Source organism: Yoonia sp. D2-7 (assembly GCF_055809435.1).
In genome coordinates, this window is sequence record NZ_CM147912.1 from 876,991 (window position 1) to 900,427 (window position 23,437).

Below are 23,437 nucleotides of genomic sequence, written 5' to 3' on the forward strand. Positions count from 1 at the left end.
GGCGAAATCGACACCTGCGACAAAATTTTTTTGCGAAGACGTTCCGGCAGTCAACCTGACGCTTGATTTCCGGCGCGATTCCCAATAGATCGCGTGCGAAGTTGAACCGGGCCAAATTGGCCCCTCGAATTTAAGGGCTTTGGCATATGGCTAAGGAAAAGTTTGAACGCACGAAACCGCACGTCAACATCGGTACAATCGGCCACGTTGACCACGGTAAAACGACGCTGACAGCGGCGATTACAAAGTACTTTGGCGACTTCCAAGACTACGACCAGATCGACGGCGCGCCAGAAGAAAAAGCACGTGGTATCACGATCTCTACAGCGCACGTGGAATACGAGACTGAAACACGTCACTACGCGCACGTTGACTGCCCAGGTCACGCCGACTACGTGAAAAACATGATCACTGGTGCGGCCCAAATGGACGGCGCGATCTTGGTTGTGAACGCAGCAGACGGCCCAATGCCACAGACACGCGAGCACATCCTGCTCGGCCGTCAGGTTGGCATCCCGTACATGGTTGTTTACATGAACAAAGTTGATCAGGTTGACGACGAAGAGTTGCTCGAACTGGTTGAAATGGAAATCCGTGAGTTGCTGTCTTCTTACGAATACCCAGGCGACGACATTCCAGTGGTTCCAGGCTCTGCTCTGGCAGCTATGGAAGAGCGTGACGACAACATCGGTAAAGACTCAATCGTTGCTCTGATGGCAGCTGTTGACGACTACATCCCGACACCTGCACGTGCGGTTGACATGCCGTTCCTGCTGCCAGTTGAGGACGTGTTCTCAATCTCTGGTCGTGGTACAGTTGTCACTGGCCGTGTTGAGCGTGGCGTTGTGAACGTTGGCGACGAACTGTCCATCGTTGGTATCCGTGAAACACAGAAAACAACATGTACTGGCGTTGAAATGTTCCGCAAGCTGCTTGATCGCGGTGAAGCAGGCGACAACGTTGGCGTTCTGCTGCGCGGCATCGACCGTGACGGCGTTGAGCGTGGTCAGGTTCTGTGTAAGCCAGGTTCCGTGAACCCGCACACAAAGTTCGAAGCAGAAGCCTATATTCTGACAAAAGAAGAAGGCGGTCGTCACACACCATTCTTCGCGAACTACCGTCCACAGTTCTACTTCCGTACAACTGACGTGACAGGCACTGTTGTTCTTCCAGAAGGCACAGAAATGGTCATGCCGGGCGACAACCTGAAGTTCAACGTTGAACTGATCGCCCCAATCGCCATGGAAGACGGTCTGCGCTTCGCGATCCGCGAAGGTGGCCGTACTGTTGGCGCGGGCGTTGTGTCCAAAATCGTTGAGTAATCAATGACACCTCGCAAGAGGTAACAAGTTTAGAAAAGGCCGCGCCAGAAATGACGCGGCCTTTTTGTTTGCCTATCGACATGCTAGCCCGTTCTCACGTGTAAACCTTGTTGTGAGATAAAGATGACAAAGACCCTTCCCATTGTATTTCTTGTTCTTTTAACCTCTGCTTGTTCCGGTGGCAGCGACCCTGATCGCCTGACGTCGGACCGTGAAGGCAACGTTGTTAGCGGCGTTGCAGGGGCCAATTGGGCCGACAATGAACTGAACGTTGTTTGCAACACACCAGAAGAGACATTGACCAATGTCACAGTGCGCCGCGACGCAAGCGGCACCGGCACATATTCCGGCGTTTGCGTACCCGCGTTGTAATCAATTTTGGGCCGTGCCGCCTGGCGCGGCCCTAGCTATCCCCATCGGCGGAATTCGCCACTACCTGTAGACGGGTGTGTGTTGCGCAGGTGCAGCCCGTCACATATGATTTCGATATGCGCCACCTTATCTTGCCCGCCCTGATCGCCGCGACTGTTCCGTCCACAATGGCGCAGGCCCATCCGCATATTTTTGTGTCGACAGAGGTGACGGTCATCTTTGAAAATGGCGTGCCTGCCGCCGTCGATCTCGCATGGATTTACGACGATTACTTCTCGCTATTGATCACATCCGACCTTGGTCTGGATCTGGACGGGGACATGCAGCTGACGGCTGAAGAAGAACAAATTCTGGCGGCGTCTGTCACCGAATGGCCCGTGGATTTCCAAGGTGATCTGGAGGTTAGTCAAGGCGGTGACATCATCCAGCTTGCGCCGCGCACGAACCACACCATGGTATTCGAGGACGGGATCGTGCGTGAAATGCATCGCAGGCCGATCCCTGCTTTGAACGATCCCACGGCACCGATCACAATCCGCGTCTATGATCCGTTCTACTATGTCGCCTACGACCTTGTCGGGGCCGTGCAGATCAAAGGGCGAGACGATTGCGAAACGTTGATTACCCCCGCCAATCTTGATGCGGCTTACACGTTGGTTGAAGAATTGCTTTATGGCCGCCCCGCTGCTGATGTCGGTGCAGACGAACAATTCCCCGAAGTCGGCGTCGCCTTTGCTGACACCATAGAGGTTACATGCGCACCATTGGGTTAATCTGCCTTATCGGGCTGATCGCGGTGATCATCGGCTTGTGGGGATATGGCGGCGCGGACGCGGTCAGCCGCTGGGCGACAGCAACGCAGCGCGATGTTCAAAACGCAATGGCGCGCAGTTTGCGTGCCTTGCAAGCCGGAGAAGCAGGCGCTTTGCTTGGCCTCTGGGGGCTTTGCCTGACCTACGGTTTCGTGCATGCCGCCGGACCCGGTCACGGCAAACTCGTCATCGGCGGTTACGGCATCGGGGCGCGTGTCGCTGCGGCGCGTCTTGTCGGGTTGGCTGTTCTGTCGTCACTGGCCCAAGCGCTCACGGCTGTCATTTTGGTCTATAGCGCGATTTGGGTGCTTGGCTGGGGGCGGACGCAGATGACCGACGCGGCCGACAAGTTTTTTGCACCTCTTAGTTACGCGCTGATTATTGGTGTCGGTCTCTGGCTGTTTGTGCGGGGCATTCGGCATTTTCTGCAAACGCGTCAGACCACCAAAGACCACCATCATCACGACCACGATCATGACCATGACCACGACGGCGTGTGCAGCAGTTGCGGCCACGCGCACGGCCCGACGCCTGATCAGGCGGCCAATGTTCGGTCTGTAAAAGATGCCGTTGCCGTCATTGCGGCGATTGCGATCAGACCCTGCACAGGTGCTGTTTTTCTGTTGATTCTGACGAATGCACTGGGTGTGGCTTGGGCAGGAATCGCGGGCGCCTTTGTGATGGGGGTCGGTACGGCAGCATTTACTGGCGCGGTTGCGCTTGCATCTGTTGGATTGCGGGAAAGTACGCTGGCGCAAGTCGCTGGTGGTACCGCGACAGCGCGTGTGCTGGCCATCGTCGAAATTTTGGCAGGGGCGATTATCGCGATCCTCGCCACCCAGCTTTTGCAGCGCGTCCTATAAACGCAAAAGACCGCCGCAGGGAGGATGCGACGGCCTTTCGGTGCCTTGGGAAGGCAGGGAGGAATCGGGCCGGTGTTACGCGGCTTTTGCGTTCACCTCACCAGTGGCGATATCGGTCATCGTCCGGTCGCCGTTGTATGTGTTGTCCAAACATTCCTGCAGGATCGCGGCCTCGCCGTCTTCACCAATGCGGTTCGCAAAGGCGACCAAACAGCCGTAGCCAGCCAACGCGTAATGCACCATCCGCTGGTACTGCGTGATGATCATTGCATCACGCACGTCGTCGTCACCAAAATCAGCCTCAAGAACATGGGCCTTCGCTTCTTTGACGAGACCTTCCATGCCTTTGCAATGTTCGCCTGTTGGCTTGATGTCGTGCTTGGCGCAAATCTCGGCTACTTTTTCGATACCGTCGCTGACACCGTTCGCACCAGCGATCAGAGCCTCGGACAGATGTTTGTTCTTCGCGGCACGGCCAAGTTCGGTAATAATCTCCAACGACTGCGTATTCGCGCTCCAGATGTCCTGAAGTTGGTCGTGGTACACGTCATGTAGGGTATTCATTGACATGATATTTCCTTTCCGTTGCGTTTCGATTGTCTGCACAACATGATGGGATCAAATTCGTTCCGCTAAACTTTGAGACTTTTCAAATGATGGGCGGATCGACGGACAAGAAAGCACGCAATGCCCCGCCCATTTCCAGCGCCTGATACGCTTCATCCGGTTATTTTGCCTGACGGGACGCCGCATGCCGGAACGGTCTTTCTCGCGCCTGCTGTAAGGGGTCATACGAAGTTCATCGTGGGCGATTACACATATGCCAGTGCGCATGTACCGCCGGATGATTGGGCGTTTCACCTCGCGCCATACCTCTATGACTTTTCGCCAGAGACGCTGCAGATCGGCAAATTCTGCCAGATCGCGGATGGCGTGACCTTTGTGACATCGTCGGCGAACCACCGGTATGACGGGTTTTCCAGTTTTCCGTTCATGATCTTTGGCGGTGGACCGGCGTCGATGCCGGAACCGGGACCAGACACAGTGATCGGGAATGACGTCTGGATCGGGCAGGGGGCGACGATTCTACCAGGGGCGACGATCGGCAATGGCGTGATCATTGGGGCGCAATCGGTCGTGCGGGGCCATGTCCCGGATTACGCCATCGTCGCAGGGAACCCCGCGACCGTGGTACGGCGGCGGTTTGACGATGCGACCATCGCAGAGCTTCTCGATATCGCGTGGTGGGATTGGCCCATTGAAAAAGTGCAAGACAATGAAGCGGCCATCGTCGGTGCGGATCTAGCCGCGCTGCGTGACGCCTGACATCTGATCTGCCGTTGCGGTCACGCGGTTCAACTCTGCCGTCATGACAGCGCGGCCCGCTTCAATTTCAGCATCGCTGGCCTTACGCGGAATCGCGACATCAAGCCGATCAAATACAATCGCGCCCCGCGTAAACGGCAATGGCACCATCATACTGTCCCACGTTTTCAGGATACGATGACGTTTCGTCGAAAAGGCGTAGCCGTAAATCGGGCGCTGCATGATACGCGCCCATTCCAGCGGGGCATCTTTCACGGCGAACCCCGGACCGGTTGGTCCGTCGGCTGTAATTCCGATGCTTACGCCTTCCTTTGCCCGTTTCATCACAATACGGGATTGCGCCACGTTAGACCGTTTCGCGGACATCTCTATCGGCTGAAGACCGAAATAGGCCTGCAAAGCACCCGCTGCCCGTCCAATCGGGGCGGTATCATGCAAGCAAGACAGCGATCCCGCGGTGCGCGGCCAATGTGGCGCGATCATCATCAATCGGCCGTGCCAAAGTGCGCAAAGAACCGGACCCTGTTCCAGATCGCGTCTCAGCGCATCCAGCCCCGATGTTTCCCATTTGGACGTCAGAATACACAGCCGCAAATACCATCCCACCAGCGTCGCGATAAAGCGGGCAAGAAAGGCGGAATTTTCCAAGCGGCGGCGAAACGGGGACATCTGAAGGCTCTGTCTGGATCGGTTTTTCTTTGATGCGCTTTTTTCTTGGACAATGACAAGGCGGGGCTTGAAAAAGAATTGGCATGGGGGTAGATCGACAGTCGGTCAGCGTAGGGGTGTAGCTCAGTTGGTAGAGCGCCGGTCTCCAAAACCGTAGGTCCACAGTTCGAGTCTGTGTACCCCTGCCAGACCTCTGATCCTTCCCGTGTGACAGAGGGGCCGCCAATCTCATGACATCGCAGGCTTTACCCAGCGCAATTGTGTTGCACCTTGGGGCGCATAAAACCGCAAGCACCCATTTGCAGCATGCAATCATGGCGGCTTTGCCGATTGAAGGCGTGGCATTTGCGGGGCCACAGACATTGCGCCAACCGGGGGCCAGTCTGCCGGAACGGTTTGGGTTTCCTTTCGATCCGGATAGCGCAGATGTATCGGCGTTGTCGCCGCACGATGCGCTCGCGGAATTGGCGGACGGGGCCGATAGGCTTGTGTTGTCCGAAGAAACCTTTGCCGGAAAACTCCAGCGGGGCTGGGGACGAATCCCGACCCCCCTCTATTTCACGGCCCCAGACCGGGTCAGCCAGTTTGCCCGTATCATCGCAGAAGCAGGCGGTCCGGCCATTGATCTGTGTCTGGGCATCAGAAACCCCACCGATTACTTGGGGTCCGCCTATAGTCAAATTCTGAACGGCAACCGCGTTGTAGAACCGGAAAAGTATCGCGAAAAGAACCCGTACACCGTGGTCGATTGGGCCGATTACATTGGTCGGCTACGAGCGATTTCAGGTGTAGGCGCGCTGACAGTTTGGCGGCAAGAAGATTACGCCGACCTGTTCCCGCAGGTTTGCGAGGCAATGGTCGGCACGCGTGATGTTGTGCCCCCGTCCGAACGGATCCATCCGCGGTTGTCCGAACAGGCTGTCGATGCGATTCTGTTGGCGAAACGGTTCACAGGTCCGGATTTCAAACGGATCGCCGCCGATGCCCTGCCCATCACGGCCGATAACCCGCCCTACGATCTATACGATGCGACGACACATGCAGCGTCGCGGTCCTTTTATGCCGATCAATGTGCAACGATTGCGGCCATGGCGGATGTGACGTTTTTGCAGGCCTGACGCGCAAACTGCGGACCTGCATCCTACCGCTTGAAAACCCAGTAAAGACTGCGTATGTGACGATCTACAGATGTAAAGGACCGCGACCAATGGCTAACCCAGTCAGATTTATTAACGAAACCCGCGCAGAAGTTGCAAAGGTTGTCTGGCCGACCCGTCGGGAAGTTGTGATGACCACAATCATGGTCTTCATCATGGCCACATTGACCGCGATCTTCTTTTTCCTCGTCGATCTTCTGATCCGTACAGGTCTGCAGGGCGTGCTGAACTACTTCGGCGGCTAAACCACTTTATCTAATTTTGTGTTCATCAACGCTCGCCGGAAGCATCCGACGCCGCGATTTGGTGCCGTTTTCGCGGTGGGCGAACCACAGCGACTGGTGCGGAAATCTGCCCTCACCCCCTTGAAAACATTGGTTCAGAACGGTACGACGCCTCAACTTTCGGGGAAGGCGTGCGGCGAATCAAGTTGCGCGCCGCTTTTTATTGCCCCGCGCAGATGATATAACCGTCTGTGATAATTGGAACTTTGCGGCGCAGTCCGCAATCGGCAAAGGTGCTCTTTGATATGGCCAAACGTTGGTATTCTGTAAGCGTCCTCTCGAACTTTGAGAAAAAGATCGCAGAGACCATTCGCCAAAAAGCGGAAGAGCAGGGTCTGGATGATCAGATCGAAGAAGTGCTGGTCCCGACCGAAGAAGTGATCGAAGTCCGCCGCAATAAAAAAGTGACAGCCGAACGTCGCTTTATGCCGGGTTACGTTCTGGTCCGCATGGACATGTCGGACGAAGGTTACCACCTGATCAACTCTATCAACCGCGTCACAGGTTTCTTGGGCCCGCAAGGTCGCCCAATGCCGATGCGCGATGCAGAGGTCAAAGCGATCCTCGGTCGTGTTGAAGAAGGTCAGGAAGCGCCACGTACGCTCATCAGCTTTGAAATTGGTGAGAAGGTTAAAGTGTCCGACGGTCCGTTCGAAGATTTCGACGGCATGGTGGAAGAAGTGGACGAAGAGAACCAGCGCCTGAAGGTGACTGTGTCTATCTTTGGTCGCGCGACCCCAGTCGAACTGGAGTACACGCAGGTTGTGAAGCAGGGTTAATCCCTGCGACCGCCTGATCCGTTAGGTCAGTGTAAGAACAATGCTATCTCCGACGCTCAGCGTGTAGTCGGGGATAGACAGGTATTCATCTTCGGATGCGCCAGACACCCCAAACCCCGATACATTGTAAACCGAACTGTGGCGGCTGCCGCGATCTGTGCAGGCAAATGGCGCCTCTGGATTGCCAGTGATTCCGATGGCTTTGCCTTTGTGGGTGCACAATAGGTTCACAACGAAATACGCAGGGTCCTGAATTGTGCCGTCACGATCGTCGGCGGCCGCAATCTGATCCTCGGTGCGGCGATGAACGGCGATGTACTGGATCATGCCGGTTGCCGTATACTTTTCATCCGTCGTGGGGCGGGCGATCACGGCAACTTCGCCGGGTTCCAATGCGCTAATCTCAATCTCGCTGGTGCCCGCGCCGACACTGATGGTCTGGCTTTGCCCAATCGGGGTGTCGTCTGGGATGTCAGCCCAGTCATCCAGTTCAAGTGTCGTCGTTTGCGCATTCAAGATCGCCGGACACAGTAAAACGGTGCTGCTGGTCAATGTTGCGATCACATGGCGTCGAGTCAGCTGGTGCATAGGGAAATCCTTATCTGGCTTTAAGTGACATATCAGTGAGGGTGGAATCGCGGTTCCAGAAATGGTGCTTCAGCGCCGCGGCGATATGACCGCCGACCAAAACAAGAAGCACCCATTTCAAGAGGTAATGAATTTCAAGCAGCCATTCACCGGTGTCGGACCTTGCAAAACTCAGGCTGGCAGGGGCGATCAGCGCATTATCCAGCTCGGCAGACGCGCCGATGTAGCCGGTTACGACGAAAGCAATCAGGGTAAGATATAGGGCGATGTGCATGGCGCTCGCTGCCAGCGTTACGATGCTGCGATGCGGGTTCGGCGCGGGACGCTTTGCGAGCTGACTGATGATCCGCACAACCAGCAGAACAATCAAAACTTGACCCGTCAGTTGATGGATCAACATCGCGCCGTCGTCGGCTAGCTCCAACCGGTAAGCCATGCCTGTCGCGGCCATAATCAAGATGAGCAAAACAGATGCCCAATGGTATCTGATTTGTGCTTTGGTGTATCTCATCTGAACGTCCTTGATCGGGGGCATCGTTACACTGCTTACGGTATTTAACGCAGCGGACGCGCAAATTGGTCGGATGGTGTGTAAATTCTCGGATCACCTTGCCGTGAACGGGAATGGGGAAGGCAGACGAATTACCTCTTGCATAACGCTTAGGCGCGATCTAAACGCACGACCTGTTGCCTCTACATGGGGTGGCATCGCTGTGGGAGGTCTTGGCGCGCGCGCGTGACCAGCCGAACCACACAACGTAAAGCCGGATGATCGCGATTGTCGGGCGTTGGAAAAGGAGAGGCCACATGGCCAAGAAAGTAGTAGGGACACTTAAGCTGCAAGTCCCAGCGGGCGCAGCAAACCCATCCCCACCCGTAGGCCCAGCATTGGGTCAACGCGGCATCAACATCATGGAATTCTGTAAAGCGTTTAACGCGAAAACACAGGAAATGGAAAACGGCGCGCCGTGCCCAACCGTGATCACATATTACGCGGACAAATCCTTCTCGATGGAAATCAAGACGCCACCTGCGTCCTACTACATCAAGAAAGCTGCGAAACTGAAGTCCGGCTCAACAGCGCCAGGCCGTACAGTAGCAGGTTCCATCACAGGTAAGCAGGTTCGTGAGATCGCTGAAGCCAAGATGAAAGATTTGAACGCGACTTCCATCGAAGGCGCAATGCTGATCATCGCGGGTTCTGCTCGCTCTATGGGCATCGAGGTGAAGTAATGGCTAAATTTGGTAAGCGTACAACTGCAGCTCGCGCAGCCTTCGAAGGCAAAGCAGACGTCACCGTTTCCGAAGCAGTTGCTTTGATGAAGGACAACGCAAAAGCGAAGTTCGACGAAACAATCGAAATCTCTCTCCAGTTGGGCGTTGACCCACGTCACGCAGACCAAATGGTTCGCGGGACAGTGGCGCTGCCAAACGGTACAGGCAAAACAGTACGCGTTGCTGTGTTTGCACGTGGCGAAAAAGCTGAAGAAGCAAAGGCAGCTGGCGCAGACATCGTTGGTGCAGAAGACCTGATGGAAACCGTTCAGGGCGGCACAATCGAATTTGATCGCTGCATCGCGACACCTGACATGATGGGTGTTGTTGGTCGTCTGGGTAAAGTTTTGGGTCCACGTAACCTGATGCCAAACCCACGCGTTGGTACTGTGACTATGGACGTTAAAGCGGCTGTTGAAGCTGCTAAAGGCGGCGAAGTTCAGTTCAAAGCGGAAAAAGCTGGCGTTGTTCACGCTGGTATCGGCAAAGCATCCTTCACCAACGAACAGCTGGAACAGAACGTTCTGGCATTTGTTGATGCGGTTCAAAAAGCACGCCCAACTGGCGCAAAAGGCACATATATGAAGAAGATCGCTGTATCTTCGACAATGGGCCCAGGCGTTACATTGTCCATCGCAAACGCGACTGGCAACTAAGACTTAACACTTCTTATCGAAGTGACACGCGGCAGGCCTTCGGGCCTGCCGTTTGCGTTTGTGGGGCATTGTTTTTGCAATGGAAACAATGGAGTACCGGCCGCAAATGTGGCGGAAGTATGGCGATTTCCGCTTGTAGGTCTCACCTCATGATTGTTAACGTCGCCCCAATTATTAAGACCAGCCAATAGATTTGTTGGCTTTAATTATTTCTCTTGGGGGAGAGCGACTATGCTGACAGGTGATTTTAACGGCGATGGCATTCAGGACATCATTGCAATTGACGAAAGCTTCAACGGTAACGAAGCACTGCAAAAAGAATATGCGCAGTTCTTTTTCGGCCGGGATCAATATTACGAACGCATTGAATTTGATGCAGTGCGCGTAGAATTTGGCGATGGATCCGAAGATCAAGTTGCGGTTCCTTTGGCCGACTGGGATTTTGTGACAGAGCTGGCTGATATTGGGTACAGTCAGCGTTGGGATGGCACAGCGTTCGGTCAATACTCTGTCAAGGGTGGGCCCGAATATCTTTACGAACATCTTTATGCTGAATTCGAAACCGTAACCAACCCGATCGGAATTGACGGAATTGCAATCGAATATGAATTTGAGGGTGAAGTCGTCTCTGAAGTTTATGAGGACTACGGGCCCGAAGACTATTACGATTACTTCTATGTTTATAGAACGGTCTATTTTTGGTACGATGGCGATACGTGGGTTGAAGGCGACGTAAACGGGATCGCTGGGACATTCACGCCGCCAGAAGGCCATGCCGATGACGCATTCATTGGCACCATTGAAAATGATGTTTTGAATGGAAACAACGGGTCGCATGAATTCTACGGTCTCGCTGGAGACGATGTTATTGATGCGCGTCGTGGCGATGATACCGTTTTTGGCGGTATAGGAGATGATATCATCAATGGCGGCAAGGGCGATGATGTTTTGCACGGTGATGCCGGTGATGATACCTTCCTGATCTCTGATGGGAATAACGCGTTCTATGGTGGTCGAGGGACTGATACGCTCGATCTGTCGGCCTTCAATCCACAACGCGGACTCAAGGTTTCGCTTAACTCCGGTCAGGTCGAAGACATTTACGGCAAGAATGCGGAGTTCTTTGAAATGACCGTGGGCGGTATCGAAAATGTTATCGGAAGTCGTGGCGATGATCGCATTCAAGGCAAAGACGGTGTGTCGCATGTTTTGGACGGGCACAGCGGTGATGACCGTCTCTTTGGCGCGGATCAGGTCGATCGGCTGATTGATGGCAGCGGCGTCGACGCCATGCGCGGTATGGGTGGCGCTGATACCTTCGTTTTCGTAGCCGATGCTCAGCGCGATACGATCCATGACTTCGAAATTGGCGTTGACCAGATCGACATCACGGAGTGGGGCGTCAGCGATGGCGCGGATCTGATCTTTGATGCGCACACCAAAAAGTCGGGCCGCGTGACCGTTAGCTTCGAAGACGAAACGTTGCTGATAAAAACCCAAGACCTTGCTGCTGACATCAGCGTGGATGATTTCATCTTTTGATCCAATCAATCGAAACGGCCCCATAGTGGTTGTGGGCCGTTTCGTGTCGCATGTTTCAGTATATCGTGGCCGCTACGTCGCTGGTCAGAACGATTTGAATAAGGGTTTTTGATGAAACGTATTCTACTTATGGCGATTGGCATTGCCGCCGTGATCGGTGTCTTGCTTTACGTCGTGCTATCAAAGGTCAGCGCAGGTGCGCGCGAAACGGTCCGCGAATTCACCATTGCGGTGTCGACAGAGGCCTACGATGACGCACTAGCATTGATGCACCCCGAATTTGCCAAAGAAGTCCCCGTTGAGCGGCTGCAAGACATGTTTGGCCAAGCCAAACCCTATATCACGGTCAAGATCACCAGTTTTCAGATTAATAACAGCCGCGCCGCCCTGAGCGGCACCGCAGAAACTGAAGACGGATGTGTCAGCGCGTTGGATTTCAATTTGCTGAGTGAGCAGGTCGTCGGGTTTTCGATTACGCCGCTGTGTGAAGTCGACTAGCGACACACGCCGCAACGCGCGCGCAAGGTTTGGATTTCTGCCAAGCCGCCCTTGGCAAATCCGTCATCTGCCCTTAAAGCATCACCAAGGTCTGAACGGTTGATTCGTGCGGACCTGTATTCGTCCGAGACGGTGGGTTGGCTGCAAAGTCATTAATTCCTGCCTGAGACGGGATAGACCAGAATTTGCGAGGCTCTCCTCGTTTGCTCTTGGCTCACCCCCGTACATATGGACTACGAAAGTCGCGTGCTGTCGCACGGGGCAAAATTGAGCCGGAGGGGAGACCCTCCAAACTTGGAGTGAAACTGTGGATAGAGCACAAAAAGAACAGCTGGTCGAAGAACTCGGCCAAGTCTTTGAAAGCTCTGGCGTCGTAGTGGTTGCCCACTACGAAGGCATGACAGTTGCCGAAATGCAGGACCTGCGCGCAAAAATGCGTGACGCAGAAGGGTCCGTACGCGTTGCCAAGAACAAGCTCGCCAAAATCGCCCTCGACGGTAAGCCATGCGCAAGCATCGCTGATTACCTGACAGGCATGACTGTTCTCGCCTATTCCGAAGACCCTGTCGCTGCGGCGAAGGTCATGGATGGCTACGCTAAAGAAAACGACAAGCTCGTTATCCTTGGCGGTGCTATGGGTGAGACTGCTCTGGACGTAGCTGGTGTGAAAGCCGTTGCCGCGATGCCATCCCGCGAGGAGCTTATCGCTTCTATCGTTGGTTGCATCGGTGCACCTGCAAGCAACATCGCTGGGGCCATTGGCGCGCCTGCTTCGAACATCGCAAGCATTCTCTCAACCATCGAAGAGAAAGCTGCATAAAGCAACTTGGATTGACTTAGGGGCATCTGCCCTGACGTTGGAACACACTATTTAGAAATGGAAAAGCAAATGGCTGATCTGAAGAAACTTGCTGAAGAGATCGTTGGTCTGACCCTTCTCGAAGCACAAGAACTGAAAACCATCCTCAAAGACGAGTATGGCATCGAACCAGCTGCCGGTGGCGCAGTGATGATGGCTGGCGGCGGCGACGCTGGCGGTGCAGCAGCAGAAGAGAAAACTGACTTTGACGTCGTTCTCAAGAACGCTGGCGCGTCCAAAATCAACGTCATCAAAGAAGTTCGCGGCATCACAGGTCTTGGCCTGAAAGAAGCTAAAGACCTCGTCGAAGCTGGCGGCAAAATCAAAGAAGGCGCTCCGAAAGCGGAAGCTGAAGAGATCAAAGCGAAGCTGGAAGCAGCAGGCGCAGAGGTTGAACTGGCCTAAGCCATTTTCAACTGATCGAAAGAAGCCCGGCACGCAGCAATGCGTGTCGGGTTTTTCGTTTTTGGGGGTGCGGCAGGTCGGTGAAGTCCTGAATTTTGGGAAAAGGTTCGTTTAATTTCCGTCAGCTGAAACTTGGGGGCGGCATTTTACGTGTCTTCAGTAATCCGGACGCTTCCGGTGACCTAACTCAAGGAACTTTACGATGTTTATGCGTACGACAGCACTTGCAACGATCACCATTCTTTCAGCAGGCACAGCCATTGCTGATGGCCACGCCGCTTTGTCAGGCTATGCGCTTGCTAATGACGGGATGACGCTGGTGACAATGGACAGCATCGCTGATCCGGCCGCCGCTATGACTTACGACCTGTCTGCACGTCTCGATGCGATTGCGTATCGTCCTGTGACAGGTGATCTGGTCGGGTTCTCACGCGATGGCATGGTTTTCACAATCGATAAGATGTCCGGTGCGTTGACTGATCTGGGTGCAACCTTTGCCGATGACGCGATGGTCACTGGTGCCGCCGTTGCGATGGACTTTAACAACGCGATTGATGCCGTGCGCATGGTGGGTGACGATGGTGCGAACCTTGTTTATTTCCCCGACGGTTTTGGCGACAACGATGAACGCGCCAATTCCGTGCTGCGTTTCACCGACACGGCCTACGCCGAAGGTGACGCGAATGAAGGCACAGAACCGCTGATCTATGCCAACGCCTACACAAACGCGATTGCTGGCATGACCGCCGAAAGCACGTTCCAGTACGCGCTCGACGCCCGCACAAACGCATTGGTCAGCCTCGCGAATAACGCGGGCACATTGGAAACTGTAGGCACGGTCATGGTTGACGGCGAGGTCGCTGATCTTGTGACCGCAGGTGGTTTTGACATCGTATCGCCAGAAGAGGGTGTCGATATGGGCTATGCAATCTTGCAAATGGACGGGGCTGACACGTCCGGTCTCTATGCGATCGACCTGACGACAGCCGAGGCGACGCTTTTGTCCGATCTGGGCAGCACCGGTTTCTCGGGCTTTGCTGTCGCGATGGGCATGTAAATAATACAACCGCCGCCCGGTTCGGATTGGGCCGGCCGGCGGTGCCTTGATGTGCGATTTTGTGGGTTTGATCTCGCGCACCGTGACGGGGAACTTGACGCGGGCCACGGTTTCCAACATGCTGGTGTGACAACGATGGGGGCACAAGAATGCCCTATTTGGTCTTGTGTTCTTCCCTCTCACATCATATCTGGGCGGTCTATGCGGGTTCGATTGATTCGAAGCCGCTTTTTCTGTCTTGCAATATGGAGCCTTCGATACACCCTCTGATTGATCAAATCACAGCAGGGGAAGGCAAACTATTGTGCGACGTCTGACTTGGAAAGCCCTTTTTTGTAAGGGTTTTCCAAGGCAGAGATATGGTCGAGTGCCGCGCAGTGGGTCGTGCGGCGAGAATGGACCATGTTTCACTGCTGTCTCGTATGGTTGCCCATGCTGTCGCCCAACTGCATGTGCCCCGTTGAGAATTTGAAAGGTGTCCAGACACATGGCGCAAAGTTTCCTCGGTCAGAAACGTCTCCGTAAGTATTACGGCAAAATTCGCGAAGTTCTAGAAATGCCGAACCTCATCGAGGTTCAGAAATCTTCCTATGACCTGTTCCTGCGTTCCGGCGACAGCGACACGCCGCTTGACGGCGAAGGCATCAAGGGTGTTTTCCAGTCGGTTTTCCCGATCAAGGATTTCAACGAAACTGCAGTTCTCGAGTTCGTAAAATACGAACTGGAAAAGCCAAAGTACGACGTTGAAGAATGTCAGCAGCGCGACATGACCTATTCAGCACCGCTGAAGGTGACACTGCGCCTGATCGTGTTTGATGTGGACGAAGACACAGGCGCGAAGTCTGTGAAAGACATTAAAGAACAAGACGTATTCATGGGCGACATGCCTTTGATGACGCCAAACGGCACATTCGTTGTCAACGGCACTGAGCGTGTGATCGTTTCCCAGATGCACCGTTCACCGGGCGTGTTCTTTGACCACGACAAGGGTAAAACCCATTCTTCTGGTAAGCTGTTGTTCGCATGCCGGATCATTCCTTACCGTGGTTCATGGCTCGACTTCGAATTCGACGCGAAGGACCTCGTGTTCTGCCGTATCGACCGTCGTCGTAAATTGCCTGTCACAACGCTGCTCTATGCGCTTGGTTACGACCAAGAAGGCATCATGGACGCGTACTATAACACCGTCGATTACAACCTCGACAAAAAGGGCCAGGCTTGGTCCACGAAGTTCTTCCCAGAGCGCGTGCGCGGCACCCGTCCTGCAGAAGATCTGGTCGATGCTGCAACTGGCGAAGTCATCGCAAAAGCGGGCGAAAAGGTTACTCCTCGTTCCGTGAAAAAGCTGATCGACGAAGGCAAAGTTACCGATCTGTTGGTCCCATTCAACAGCATCGTCGGCAAATTTGTAGCCCGCGACATCATCAACGAAGAAACTGGTGCGATCTACGTTGAAGCAGGTGACGAACTGACAGTTGAAGTCGATAAAGACGGCGACGTCATCGGCGGTACATTGAAAGACCTCGTCGACGCAGGGATCACATCCTTGCCGATCCTCGACATCGATAACGTCAATGTGGGCGCGTACATGCGCAACACAATGGCAGGCGATAAGAACATGAACCGCGAAACTGCGCTCATGGACATCTACCGCGTCATGCGTCCGGGTGAACCACCAACCGTTGATGCAGCATCCGCGCTGTTCGACACGTTGTTCTTCGATTCCGAACGCTATGACCTGTCAGCTGTTGGTCGTGTGAAAATGAACATGCGTCTTGATCTCGACGCAGAAGACACAATGCGCACGCTGCGCAAGGACGACATTGTTGCTTGTATCAAAGCGCTTGTTGAACTGCGTGATGGCAAAGGCGACGTGGACGACATCGACCACCTCGGCAACCGTCGTGTCCGTTCTGTCGGCGAATTGATGGAAAACCAGTACCGTGTTGGCCTGCTTCGTATGGAGCGCGCGATCAAGGAACGTATGTCTTCCGTCGAAATCGACACAGTCATGCCGCAAGACCTGATCAACGCAAAACCAGCTGCTGCAGCTGTGCGTGAATTCTTCGGCTCTTCCCAGCTGTCCCAGTTCATGGACCAAACGAACCCATTGTCGGAAGTCACGCACAAGCGTCGTCTGTCCGCGCTTGGGCCAGGTGGTTTGACACGTGAACGTGCAGGCTTTGAGGTACGTGACGTTCACGCCACGCACTACGGTCGTATGTGTCCGATTGAAACGCCGGAAGGGCCAAACATTGGTCTGATCAACTCACTCGCGACATTTGCGCGTGTGAACAAATATGGCTTCATCGAAACACCATACCGCAAGGTCATCGACGGCAAGGTCACGGACGATGTGTCCTACATGTCCGCGACCGAAGAAATGCGTCACACAGTGGCACAGGCCAACGCGGGTCTTTCTGAGGAAGGCGAGATCATCAATGAACTCGTGTCCACACGGAAAAATGGTGACTACACACTGTCCCCACGTGAAAACGTTGACCTGATCGACGTTTCACCAAAGCAGTTGGTGTCCGTTGCGGCGTCCTTGATCCCATTCCTTGAAAACGACGATGCGAACCGGGCCCTGATGGGATCCAACATGCAACGTCAGGCGGTTCCACTGCTTCAGGCAGAGGCACCACTTGTTGGTACGGGTATCGAAGAAGTTGTGGCACGGGATTCCGGCGCTGCGATCATGGCGAAACGTGCGGGTATCATCGACCAAGTTGATGCGCAGCGTATCGTTATCCGCGCGACTGAAGACCTCGGTCTGGGCGACGCAGGCGTAGATATCTACCGCATGCGTAAGTTCCAACGCTCTAACCAAAACACCTGCATCAACCAGCGTCCGCTGGTGAAGGTGGGCGATAAGGTCACGAAGGGTCAGGTTGTTGCTGACGGTCCATCCACTGACATGGGTGAATTGGCGCTTGGTAAGAACGTGGTCGTCGCGTTTATGCCTTGGAACGGCTACAACTACGAAGACTCCATCCTGATTTCCGAGCGTGTGACACGCGACGACGTCTTCACTTCGATCCACATCGAAGAATTCGAAGTCGCCGCCCGTGATACAAAGCTTGGGCCTGAAGAAATCACCCGCGATATTCCAAACGTTGGTGAAGAAGCGCTGCGTAACCTCGATGAAGCCGGTATCGTCTACATCGGTGCGGAAGTTGGGCCTGCAGACATTCTGGTGGGTAAGATCACACCAAAAGGCGAAAGCCCGATGACACCGGAAGAAAAGCTTCTGCGCGCCATCTTTGGTGAAAAAGCATCCGATGTGCGTGACACGTCCTTGCGCCTGCCACCGGGTGACTTCGGTACCATCGTTGAGGTCCGTGTGTTTAACCGCCACGGTATCGAAAAAGACGAACGTGCCCTGCAGATCGAGCGTGAAGAAGTTGAACGTCTTGCACGTGACCGTGACGATGAATTGGTCATTCTTGACCGGAACATCTACGCGCGTCTGCACGACATGATCCTCGGCAAGAAAGCTGTCAAAGGTCCAAAAGGGTTCAAAGCGAATTCCGAAGTGACTGAAGAAGCAATGGCTGAATTCGGTCGTGGTGCATGGTGGCAGTTCGCTCTCGAAGACGAAGGTGACGCACAGATCGTTGAAGCGCTGAACGAGCAATACGAAGCGCAAAAGCGCATGATGGATGCCCGTTTTGAAGACAAGGTCGAAAAAGTCCGTCGTGGGGATGACCTGCCGCCGGGCGTAATGAAGATGGTTAAGGTCTTCGTTGCGGTGAAGCGTAAGCTGCAGCCGGGCGATAAGATGGCCGGTCGTCACGGGAACAAAGGTGTTATTTCCAAGGTCGTACCTATGGAAGACATGCCGTTCCTCGCAGACGGTACACCAGTTGACTTCTGTCTGAACCCGCTTGGCGTTCCTTCACGTATGAACGTTGGTCAGATCCTTGAAACACACATGGGTTGGGCCGCGCGCGGTCTGGGTATCCAAGTGGACGAAGCATTGGACGAATACCGCCGCTCTGGCGATATGACGCCTGTGCGCGACGCGATGAAGATCGTTTACGGTGACAACGTCTATGACGAAGGCATCGCTGATCTCGATCAGGACGATCTGCTCGAAATCGCCGGTAACGTCAAAAAGGGTGTGCCAATTGCGACGCCAGTCTTCGATGGTGCCAAAGAAGCAGACGTCAACGACGCCCTGACACGCGCTGGTTTCAGCACATCAGGTCAGTCGGTTCTGTTCGATGGCCGCACAGGTGAGCAGTTTAGCCGTAAGGTCACAGTCGGTGTGAAATACCTGCTGAAACTGCACCACTTGGTCGACGACAAGATCCACGCACGGTCCACAGGGCCATACTCCTTGGTCACGCAACAGCCGCTGGGTGGTAAAGCCCAGTTCGGTGGTCAGCGTTTCGGGGAAATGGAAGTCTGGGCACTGGAAGCATACGGCGCGGCATACACGCTGCAGGAGATGCTCACAGTCAAGTCGGATGACGTTGCAGGCCGTACGAAGGTCTACGAAAGTATCGTCAAAGGCGAAGATAACTTCGAAGCCGGCGTGCCAGAGTCGTTCAACGTGCTCGTGAAAGAAGTCCGGGGCCTCGGCCTCAACATGGAACTCCTGGATGCGGAGGATGAGGAGTAAGGCCCCGGCCTTACTTCCCCTCACCCTAACGCGCCCTATTCAAGGAATTGAAAATGAACCAGGAACTGACAAACAACCCGTTTAACCCGCTCACACCGGCGAAAACGTTTGACGAAATCAAGGTCTCTTTGGCCTCACCAGAACGGATCCTGTCGTGGTCCTTTGGTGAGATCAAGAAGCCGGAAACCATCAACTACCGGACGTTCAAGCCCGAGCGTGACGGTCTGTTCTGTGCGCGTATCTTTGGCCCGATCAAGGATTACGAATGCCTGTGCGGTAAATATAAGCGCATGAAATATCGCGGCGTTGTCTGCGAGAAATGTGGTGTTGAAGTAACGCTTCAAAAAGTACGTCGCGAACGGATGGGCCACATCGAACTGGCCGCACCAGTGGCACACATCTGGTTCCTCAAGTCGCTTCCGTCCCGGATCGGCCTGATGCTGGACATGACACTGCGTGATCTTGAGCGTATCTTGTACTTCGAAAACTACGTTGTGATCGAACCGGGCCTCACAGACCTCACTTATGGTCAGCTGATGACCGAAGAAGAGTTCAACGACGCGCAAGACGTCTACGGCATGGATGCATTCCAAGCCAACATCGGCGCCGAAGCGATCCGCGAAATGCTGTCCCAGATCGACCTTGAAGGCGAAGCAGAACAGCTGCGTGCTGACCTGAAAGAAGCCACAGGTGAATTGAAGCCGAAGAAGATCATCAAGCGTTTGAAGATCGTTGAAAGCTTCATCGAATCCGGCAACCGTCCGGAATGGATGGTTCTGACCGTGATCCCTGTGATCCCGCCAGAATTGCGTCCGTTGGTGCCACTGGATGGCGGCCGTTTCGCGACGTCTGACCTGAACGATCTTTACCGTCGTGTGATCAACCGGAACAACCGTTTGAAGCGCCTGATCGAATTGCGTGCGCCTGACATCATCGTTCGTAACGAAAAACGGATGTTGCAGGAATCTGTCGATGCGTTGTTCGACAACGGTCGTCGCGGTCGTGTCATCACAGGTGCAAACAAACGTCCATTGAAATCCCTCAGCGACATGCTGAAGGGTAAGCAAGGTCGTTTCCGTCAAAACCTTTTGGGTAAGCGCGTCGACTTCTCTGGCCGTTCGGTCATTGTGACGGGTCCGGAACTGAAACTGCACCAGTGTGGTCTTCCTAAGAAGATGGCGCTCGAGCTGTTCAAACCGTTCATCTATTCGCGCCTTGAAGCCAAAGGTCTGTCTTCCACAGTGAAACAAGCCAAGAAATTGGTCGAAAAAGAACGCCCAGAAGTGTGGGATATCCTCGACGAGGTCATCCGCGAACACCCTGTCATGCTGAACCGTGCGCCTACATTGCACCGTCTTGGTATTCAGGCGTTCGAACCGGTTCTGATCGAAGGTAAAGCGATCCAGCTGCACCCGCTCGTTTGTTCTGCGTTTAACGCTGACTTCGACGGCGACCAGATGGCGGTTCACGTTCCATTGTCTTTGGAAGCACAGCTTGAAGCACGTGTTCTGATGATGTCCACGAACAACGTTCTGTCACCGTCCAACGGTGCACCGATCATCGTGCCATCACAGGATATGATCTTGGGCCTGTACTACACTACAATCATGCGTGAAGGCATGGTCGGTGAAGGAATGGTGTTCTCTGACATCGAAGAAGTAGAGCACGCGTTGACGGCTGGTGAAGTTCACCTGCACGCCAAAATCCACGCACGTATGCCGCAGATCGACAACGAAGGTAACGAAGTCATGGAGCGGTTCGAAACCACTCCGGGTCGTCTGCGCCTTGGTGCCTTGCTGCCACTGAACGCGAAAGCACCATTTGCTCTCGTAAACCGTCTTCTGCGGAAGAAAGAAGTGCAGCAGATCATTGATACGGTCTACCGCTACTGTGGTCAGAAAGAATCCGTGATCTTCTGTGACCACATCATGACGATGGGTTTCCGCGAAGCGTTTAAGGCTGGTATTTCGTTCGGTAAGGACGACATGGTTGTGCCTGACACGAAATGGGAACTGGTTGGCGAAACACGTGACCTCGTAAAAGACTTCGAACAGCAGTACATGGACGGCCTGATCACTCAGGGTGAAAAGTACAACAAAGTTGTCGATGCTTGGTCAAAAGCCAACGACAAAGTCACTGACGCGATGATGGACACGATTGGTACAACACCAATCATGGAAAATGGATCAGAAGGTGAACCAAACTCGGTTTACATGATGGCCCACTCCGGTGCTCGTGGTTCGGTTACACAGATGAAACAGCTGGGCGGGATGCGCGGCTTGATGGCAAAGCCGAACGGCGAAATCATCGAGACACCAATCATCTCGAACTTTAAAGAAGGTCTGACCGTTCTCGAGTACTTTAACTCGACACACGGTGCTCGTAAGGGTCTGTCAGATACGGCTTTGAAAACAGCGAACTCTGGTTACCTGACACGTCGTTTGGTTGACGTGGCGCAAGACTGTATCGTCCGTGAAATCGACTGTGGCACCGAAATGGCCATCACAGCCGAACCAGCGGTTAACGATGGTGAAGTGATTGCATCGCTTGCAGAACGCGTCCTTGGTCGTGTGTCTGCGGATGACGTGATCAAGCCGGGCACTGACGAAGTGATCGTTGCTGCCGGTGAACTCATCGACGAACGTACATCTGACCTGATCGACGTGGCTGGCATTTCCAAAATGCGCATCCGTTCACCACTGACATGTGAGGCCGAAGACGGCGTCTGTGCCATGTGTTACGGTCGTGACCTTGCCCGTGGTACACGCGTCAACATCGGTGAGGCCGTCGGCATCATCGCGGCGCAGTCCATTGGTGAACCTGGTACACAGCTGACGATGCGGACATTCCACATCGGCGGCGTTGCCCAAGGTGGTCAGCAGTCCTTCCAAGAGGCATCCCAGCCGGGTAAAATCCGTTTCGACAACGCAAGCTTGCTGGAAAACACAGCTGGTGAGATGGTCGTTATGGGCCGGAACATGGTTCTGTCGATTGAAGACAGCGAAGGCACTGAGTTGTCCAAGCACAAGGTTGGCTACGGTTCCAAGGTCTTCGTCAAAGAAGGTCAGGACATTCTGCGCGGCGACAAGCTGTTTGAATGGGATCCGTTCACACTGCCAATCATCGCTGAGAAATCAGGTACTGCGCGTCACGTTGACCTCGTTAACGGTATCGCAGTGCGTGAAGAAACCGATGACGCGACAGGTATGACACAGAAGATCGTGACAGACTGGCGTGCTGCTCCGAAAGGCAATGAACTTGCACCTAAGATCATTGTTGTCGGCGCTGACGGTGAACCTGCTCTGAAAGACGACGGTAACCCAGTATCTTACGGCATGTCCGTTGATGCGGTTCTGTCTGTCGAAGACGGTCAGGAAATCTCTGCTGGTGACGTTCTTGCGCGTATTCCGCGTGAAGGTGCGAAGACCAAGGACATTACCGGTGGTCTGCCACGGGTTGCGGAATTGTTCGAAGCACGTCGTCCGAAAGATCACGCGATCATCGCCGAAATCGATGGTTATGTGCGCTTTGGGAAAGACTACAAGAACAAGCGCCGCATCGCGATTGAATCAGCCGATGATGCGGACGTGAAGGTCGAATACATGGTGCCGAAGGGTAAGCACATTCCAGTTGTGGAAGGTGACTTTGTCCAGAAGGGCGATTACATCATGGACGGTAACCCTGCGCCGCACGATATTCTTGCGGTTATGGGCGTCGAAGCCTTGGCTGACTACATGATCGACGAAGTTCAGGACGTTTATCGTCTGCAGGGCGTTAAGATCAACGACAAGCATATCGAAGTCATCGTACGTCAGATGCTCCAGAAATGGGAAATCCAAGACAGCGGCGACACAGTTCTGCTCAAGGGCGAAACTGTCGATAAGGCTGAATTCGATGAAGCCAACGCCAAAGCACTGAAGCGTGGCGACCGCGTTGCAACGGGCGAACCGATCCTCTTGGGGATCACCAAAGCGTCCTTGCAGACACGTTCGTTCATCTCTGCGGCGTCGTTCCAGGAAACCACGCGGGTTCTGACAGAGTCTTCTGTTCAGGGTAAGCGCGACAAACTGGTCGGCCTCAAAGAGAACGTCATCGTGGGTCGTCTGATCCCTGCGGGTACAGGTGGGGCAACCCAGCGCGTCCGCAAGATCGCGACTGATCGTGATAACGTAGTGATCGAAGCGCGTCGTGACGAAGCTGAACAAGCCGCTGCATTGGCTGCACCGTCCGCAATGGACGTCGCTGATGATGTTGTCGGTGGTGATGTCTTCGATACGATCATCGAGGAAACACCGGATAGCCGCGATTAATCTGACCTGTCAGACGAAATGATTGAAAAGGCCCCC

At 54.2% G+C, this 23,437-nt stretch carries 21 protein-coding genes and 1 tRNA gene; 18 read left to right on the forward strand and 4 right to left on the reverse strand.

The annotated features are described in order from the left end of the window. The first annotated feature begins 146 nt into the window (after positions 1-146). From tuf to AC0L7R_RS04220, 4 genes are all read left to right on the forward strand, one after another. A complete protein-coding gene (tuf, locus tag AC0L7R_RS04205; protein ID WP_348107787.1) occupies positions 147-1,322 on the forward strand; it encodes an elongation factor Tu in 1,176 nt (391 codons plus the stop codon). Positions 1,323-1,445: 123 nt separating this feature from the next. Continuing rightward, a complete protein-coding gene (locus AC0L7R_RS04210) occupies positions 1,446-1,694 on the forward strand; it encodes a hypothetical protein (RefSeq protein WP_473659032.1) in 249 nt (82 codons plus the stop codon). Between the two features lie 116 nt (positions 1,695-1,810). After that, the gene (locus AC0L7R_RS04215) at positions 1,811-2,467 is read left to right on the forward strand and encodes a DUF1007 family protein (protein ID WP_473659034.1); all 657 of its coding nucleotides are present in this window, start codon (positions 1,811-1,813) and stop codon (positions 2,465-2,467) included. Further along, positions 2,449-3,369 (forward strand): HoxN/HupN/NixA family nickel/cobalt transporter, encoded by a 921-nt coding sequence (locus tag AC0L7R_RS04220; RefSeq protein WP_473659036.1) that lies wholly within the window; start codon positions 2,449-2,451, stop codon positions 3,367-3,369. The genes AC0L7R_RS04215 and AC0L7R_RS04220 overlap by 19 nt, the downstream gene beginning before the upstream one ends. 75 nt (positions 3,370-3,444) lie before the next feature. On the opposite strand, the gene AC0L7R_RS04225 is transcribed toward AC0L7R_RS04220, so the two are convergent. Next, a complete protein-coding gene (locus tag AC0L7R_RS04225) occupies positions 3,445-3,939 on the reverse strand; it encodes a DUF892 family protein (protein WP_473659038.1) in 495 nt (164 codons plus the stop codon). 117 nt (positions 3,940-4,056) lie between these two features. On the opposite strand from AC0L7R_RS04225, the gene AC0L7R_RS04230 reads away from it, so the two are divergent. After that, on the forward strand, positions 4,057-4,695 hold the full coding sequence (locus AC0L7R_RS04230) for a CatB-related O-acetyltransferase (RefSeq protein WP_473659040.1): 639 nt from the start codon (positions 4,057-4,059) through the stop codon (positions 4,693-4,695). Here AC0L7R_RS04230 and AC0L7R_RS04235 read toward each other — a convergent pair. After that, positions 4,672-5,364, reverse strand: coding sequence for a lysophospholipid acyltransferase family protein (locus AC0L7R_RS04235; RefSeq protein ID WP_473659042.1), 693 nt, complete (start codon positions 5,362-5,364; stop codon positions 4,672-4,674). The two genes, AC0L7R_RS04230 and AC0L7R_RS04235, sit on opposite strands and share 24 nt — an antisense overlap. Before the next feature lie 112 nt (positions 5,365-5,476). On the opposite strand from AC0L7R_RS04235, the gene AC0L7R_RS04240 reads away from it, so the two are divergent. From AC0L7R_RS04240 to nusG, 4 genes are all read left to right on the forward strand, one after another. Further along, positions 5,477-5,552: transfer RNA gene (locus AC0L7R_RS04240), tRNA-Trp, on the forward strand. Positions 5,553-5,594: 42 nt separating this feature from the next. After that, a complete protein-coding gene (locus tag AC0L7R_RS04245) occupies positions 5,595-6,482 on the forward strand; it encodes a hypothetical protein (RefSeq protein WP_473659044.1) in 888 nt (295 codons plus the stop codon). Between the two features lie 89 nt (positions 6,483-6,571). Beyond that, entirely contained in the window at positions 6,572-6,766 is a 195-nt protein-coding gene (gene secE / locus AC0L7R_RS04250) for a preprotein translocase subunit SecE (protein WP_247129979.1), read from the forward strand. A 284-nt stretch (positions 6,767-7,050) separates the two neighbouring features. After that, positions 7,051-7,584 (forward strand): transcription termination/antitermination protein NusG, encoded by a 534-nt coding sequence (gene nusG / locus AC0L7R_RS04255; RefSeq protein WP_247129978.1) that lies wholly within the window; start codon positions 7,051-7,053, stop codon positions 7,582-7,584. A 21-nt stretch (positions 7,585-7,605) separates the two neighbouring features. On the opposite strand, the gene AC0L7R_RS04260 is transcribed toward nusG, so the two are convergent. Continuing rightward, complete coding sequence (locus AC0L7R_RS04260) at positions 7,606-8,172, reverse strand: Rieske (2Fe-2S) protein (RefSeq protein ID WP_473659046.1); 567 nt, start codon at positions 8,170-8,172, stop codon at positions 7,606-7,608. Between the two features lie 10 nt (positions 8,173-8,182). Next, the gene (locus AC0L7R_RS04265) at positions 8,183-8,683 is read right to left on the reverse strand and encodes a cytochrome b/b6 domain-containing protein (RefSeq protein WP_473659048.1); all 501 of its coding nucleotides are present in this window, start codon (positions 8,681-8,683) and stop codon (positions 8,183-8,185) included. 296 nt (positions 8,684-8,979) lie between these two features. Between AC0L7R_RS04265 and rplK the strand changes: the two genes are divergently transcribed. The 9 genes from rplK to rpoC all read left to right on the forward strand — a co-directional run bounded on the left by rplK (position 8,980) and on the right by rpoC (position 23,401). Beyond that, the gene (gene rplK, locus AC0L7R_RS04270; protein ID WP_247129975.1) at positions 8,980-9,405 is read left to right on the forward strand and encodes a 50S ribosomal protein L11; all 426 of its coding nucleotides are present in this window, start codon (positions 8,980-8,982) and stop codon (positions 9,403-9,405) included. Next, complete coding sequence (gene rplA, locus AC0L7R_RS04275; RefSeq protein ID WP_247129974.1) at positions 9,405-10,103, forward strand: 50S ribosomal protein L1; 699 nt, start codon at positions 9,405-9,407, stop codon at positions 10,101-10,103. Before rplK ends, rplA begins: the two co-directional genes overlap by 1 nt. A gap of 231 nt (positions 10,104-10,334) precedes the next feature. Next, positions 10,335-11,645, forward strand: coding sequence for a M10 family metallopeptidase C-terminal domain-containing protein (locus AC0L7R_RS04280; protein ID WP_473659051.1), 1,311 nt, complete (start codon positions 10,335-10,337; stop codon positions 11,643-11,645). A 111-nt stretch (positions 11,646-11,756) separates the two neighbouring features. After that, positions 11,757-12,143 (forward strand): hypothetical protein, encoded by a 387-nt coding sequence (locus tag AC0L7R_RS04285; RefSeq protein ID WP_473659053.1) that lies wholly within the window; start codon positions 11,757-11,759, stop codon positions 12,141-12,143. Positions 12,144-12,450: 307 nt separating this feature from the next. Then, positions 12,451-12,963 carry a 50S ribosomal protein L10 gene (gene rplJ / locus AC0L7R_RS04290; protein WP_348108214.1) on the forward strand — a complete coding sequence of 171 codons (513 nt, stop codon included), beginning with the start codon at positions 12,451-12,453 and terminating at the stop codon, positions 12,961-12,963. Positions 12,964-13,032: 69 nt separating this feature from the next. Continuing rightward, positions 13,033-13,407 (forward strand): 50S ribosomal protein L7/L12, encoded by a 375-nt coding sequence (gene rplL / locus AC0L7R_RS04295; protein WP_247129969.1) that lies wholly within the window; start codon positions 13,033-13,035, stop codon positions 13,405-13,407. A 202-nt stretch (positions 13,408-13,609) separates the two neighbouring features. Next, on the forward strand, positions 13,610-14,464 hold the full coding sequence (locus AC0L7R_RS04300; protein ID WP_473659055.1) for a DUF4394 domain-containing protein: 855 nt from the start codon (positions 13,610-13,612) through the stop codon (positions 14,462-14,464). 487 nt (positions 14,465-14,951) lie between these two features. Next, on the forward strand, positions 14,952-19,091 hold the full coding sequence (gene rpoB, locus AC0L7R_RS04305) for a DNA-directed RNA polymerase subunit beta (protein WP_473659057.1): 4,140 nt from the start codon (positions 14,952-14,954) through the stop codon (positions 19,089-19,091). A 53-nt stretch (positions 19,092-19,144) separates the two neighbouring features. Next, positions 19,145-23,401, forward strand: a complete 4,257-nt coding sequence (rpoC, locus tag AC0L7R_RS04310) for a DNA-directed RNA polymerase subunit beta' (RefSeq protein WP_348408867.1) — start codon at positions 19,145-19,147, stop codon at positions 23,399-23,401. Positions 23,402-23,437 lie beyond the last annotated feature (36 nt).

Excerpts from the sequence above, each read along its gene's own strand:
- tuf (WP_348107787.1), top strand. The coding sequence starts at position 147 with ATGGCTAAGGAAAAGTTTGAACGCACGAAACCGCACGTCAACATCGGT.
- AC0L7R_RS04210 (WP_473659032.1), top strand. The coding sequence starts at position 1,446 with ATGACAAAGACCCTTCCCATTGTATTTCTTGTTCTTTTAACCTCTGCT.
- AC0L7R_RS04215 (WP_473659034.1), top strand. The coding sequence starts at position 1,811 with ATGCGCCACCTTATCTTGCCCGCCCTGATCGCCGCGACTGTTCCGTCC.
- AC0L7R_RS04220 (WP_473659036.1), top strand. The coding sequence starts at position 2,449 with ATGCGCACCATTGGGTTAATCTGCCTTATCGGGCTGATCGCGGTGATC.
- AC0L7R_RS04225 (WP_473659038.1), bottom strand. The coding sequence starts at position 3,939 with ATGTCAATGAATACCCTACATGACGTGTACCACGACCAACTTCAGGAC.
- AC0L7R_RS04230 (WP_473659040.1), top strand. The coding sequence starts at position 4,057 with ATGCCCCGCCCATTTCCAGCGCCTGATACGCTTCATCCGGTTATTTTG.
- AC0L7R_RS04235 (WP_473659042.1), bottom strand. The coding sequence starts at position 5,364 with ATGTCCCCGTTTCGCCGCCGCTTGGAAAATTCCGCCTTTCTTGCCCGC.
- AC0L7R_RS04245 (WP_473659044.1), top strand. The coding sequence starts at position 5,595 with ATGACATCGCAGGCTTTACCCAGCGCAATTGTGTTGCACCTTGGGGCG.
- secE (WP_247129979.1), top strand. The coding sequence starts at position 6,572 with ATGGCTAACCCAGTCAGATTTATTAACGAAACCCGCGCAGAAGTTGCA.
- nusG (WP_247129978.1), top strand. The coding sequence starts at position 7,051 with ATGGCCAAACGTTGGTATTCTGTAAGCGTCCTCTCGAACTTTGAGAAA.
- AC0L7R_RS04260 (WP_473659046.1), bottom strand. The coding sequence starts at position 8,172 with ATGCACCAGCTGACTCGACGCCATGTGATCGCAACATTGACCAGCAGC.
- AC0L7R_RS04265 (WP_473659048.1), bottom strand. The coding sequence starts at position 8,683 with ATGAGATACACCAAAGCACAAATCAGATACCATTGGGCATCTGTTTTG.
- rplK (WP_247129975.1), top strand. The coding sequence starts at position 8,980 with ATGGCCAAGAAAGTAGTAGGGACACTTAAGCTGCAAGTCCCAGCGGGC.
- rplA (WP_247129974.1), top strand. The coding sequence starts at position 9,405 with ATGGCTAAATTTGGTAAGCGTACAACTGCAGCTCGCGCAGCCTTCGAA.
- AC0L7R_RS04280 (WP_473659051.1), top strand. The coding sequence starts at position 10,335 with ATGCTGACAGGTGATTTTAACGGCGATGGCATTCAGGACATCATTGCA.
- AC0L7R_RS04285 (WP_473659053.1), top strand. The coding sequence starts at position 11,757 with ATGAAACGTATTCTACTTATGGCGATTGGCATTGCCGCCGTGATCGGT.
- rplL (WP_247129969.1), top strand. The coding sequence starts at position 13,033 with ATGGCTGATCTGAAGAAACTTGCTGAAGAGATCGTTGGTCTGACCCTT.
- AC0L7R_RS04300 (WP_473659055.1), top strand. The coding sequence starts at position 13,610 with ATGTTTATGCGTACGACAGCACTTGCAACGATCACCATTCTTTCAGCA.
- rpoB (WP_473659057.1), top strand. The coding sequence starts at position 14,952 with ATGGCGCAAAGTTTCCTCGGTCAGAAACGTCTCCGTAAGTATTACGGC.
- rpoC (WP_348408867.1), top strand. The coding sequence starts at position 19,145 with ATGAACCAGGAACTGACAAACAACCCGTTTAACCCGCTCACACCGGCG.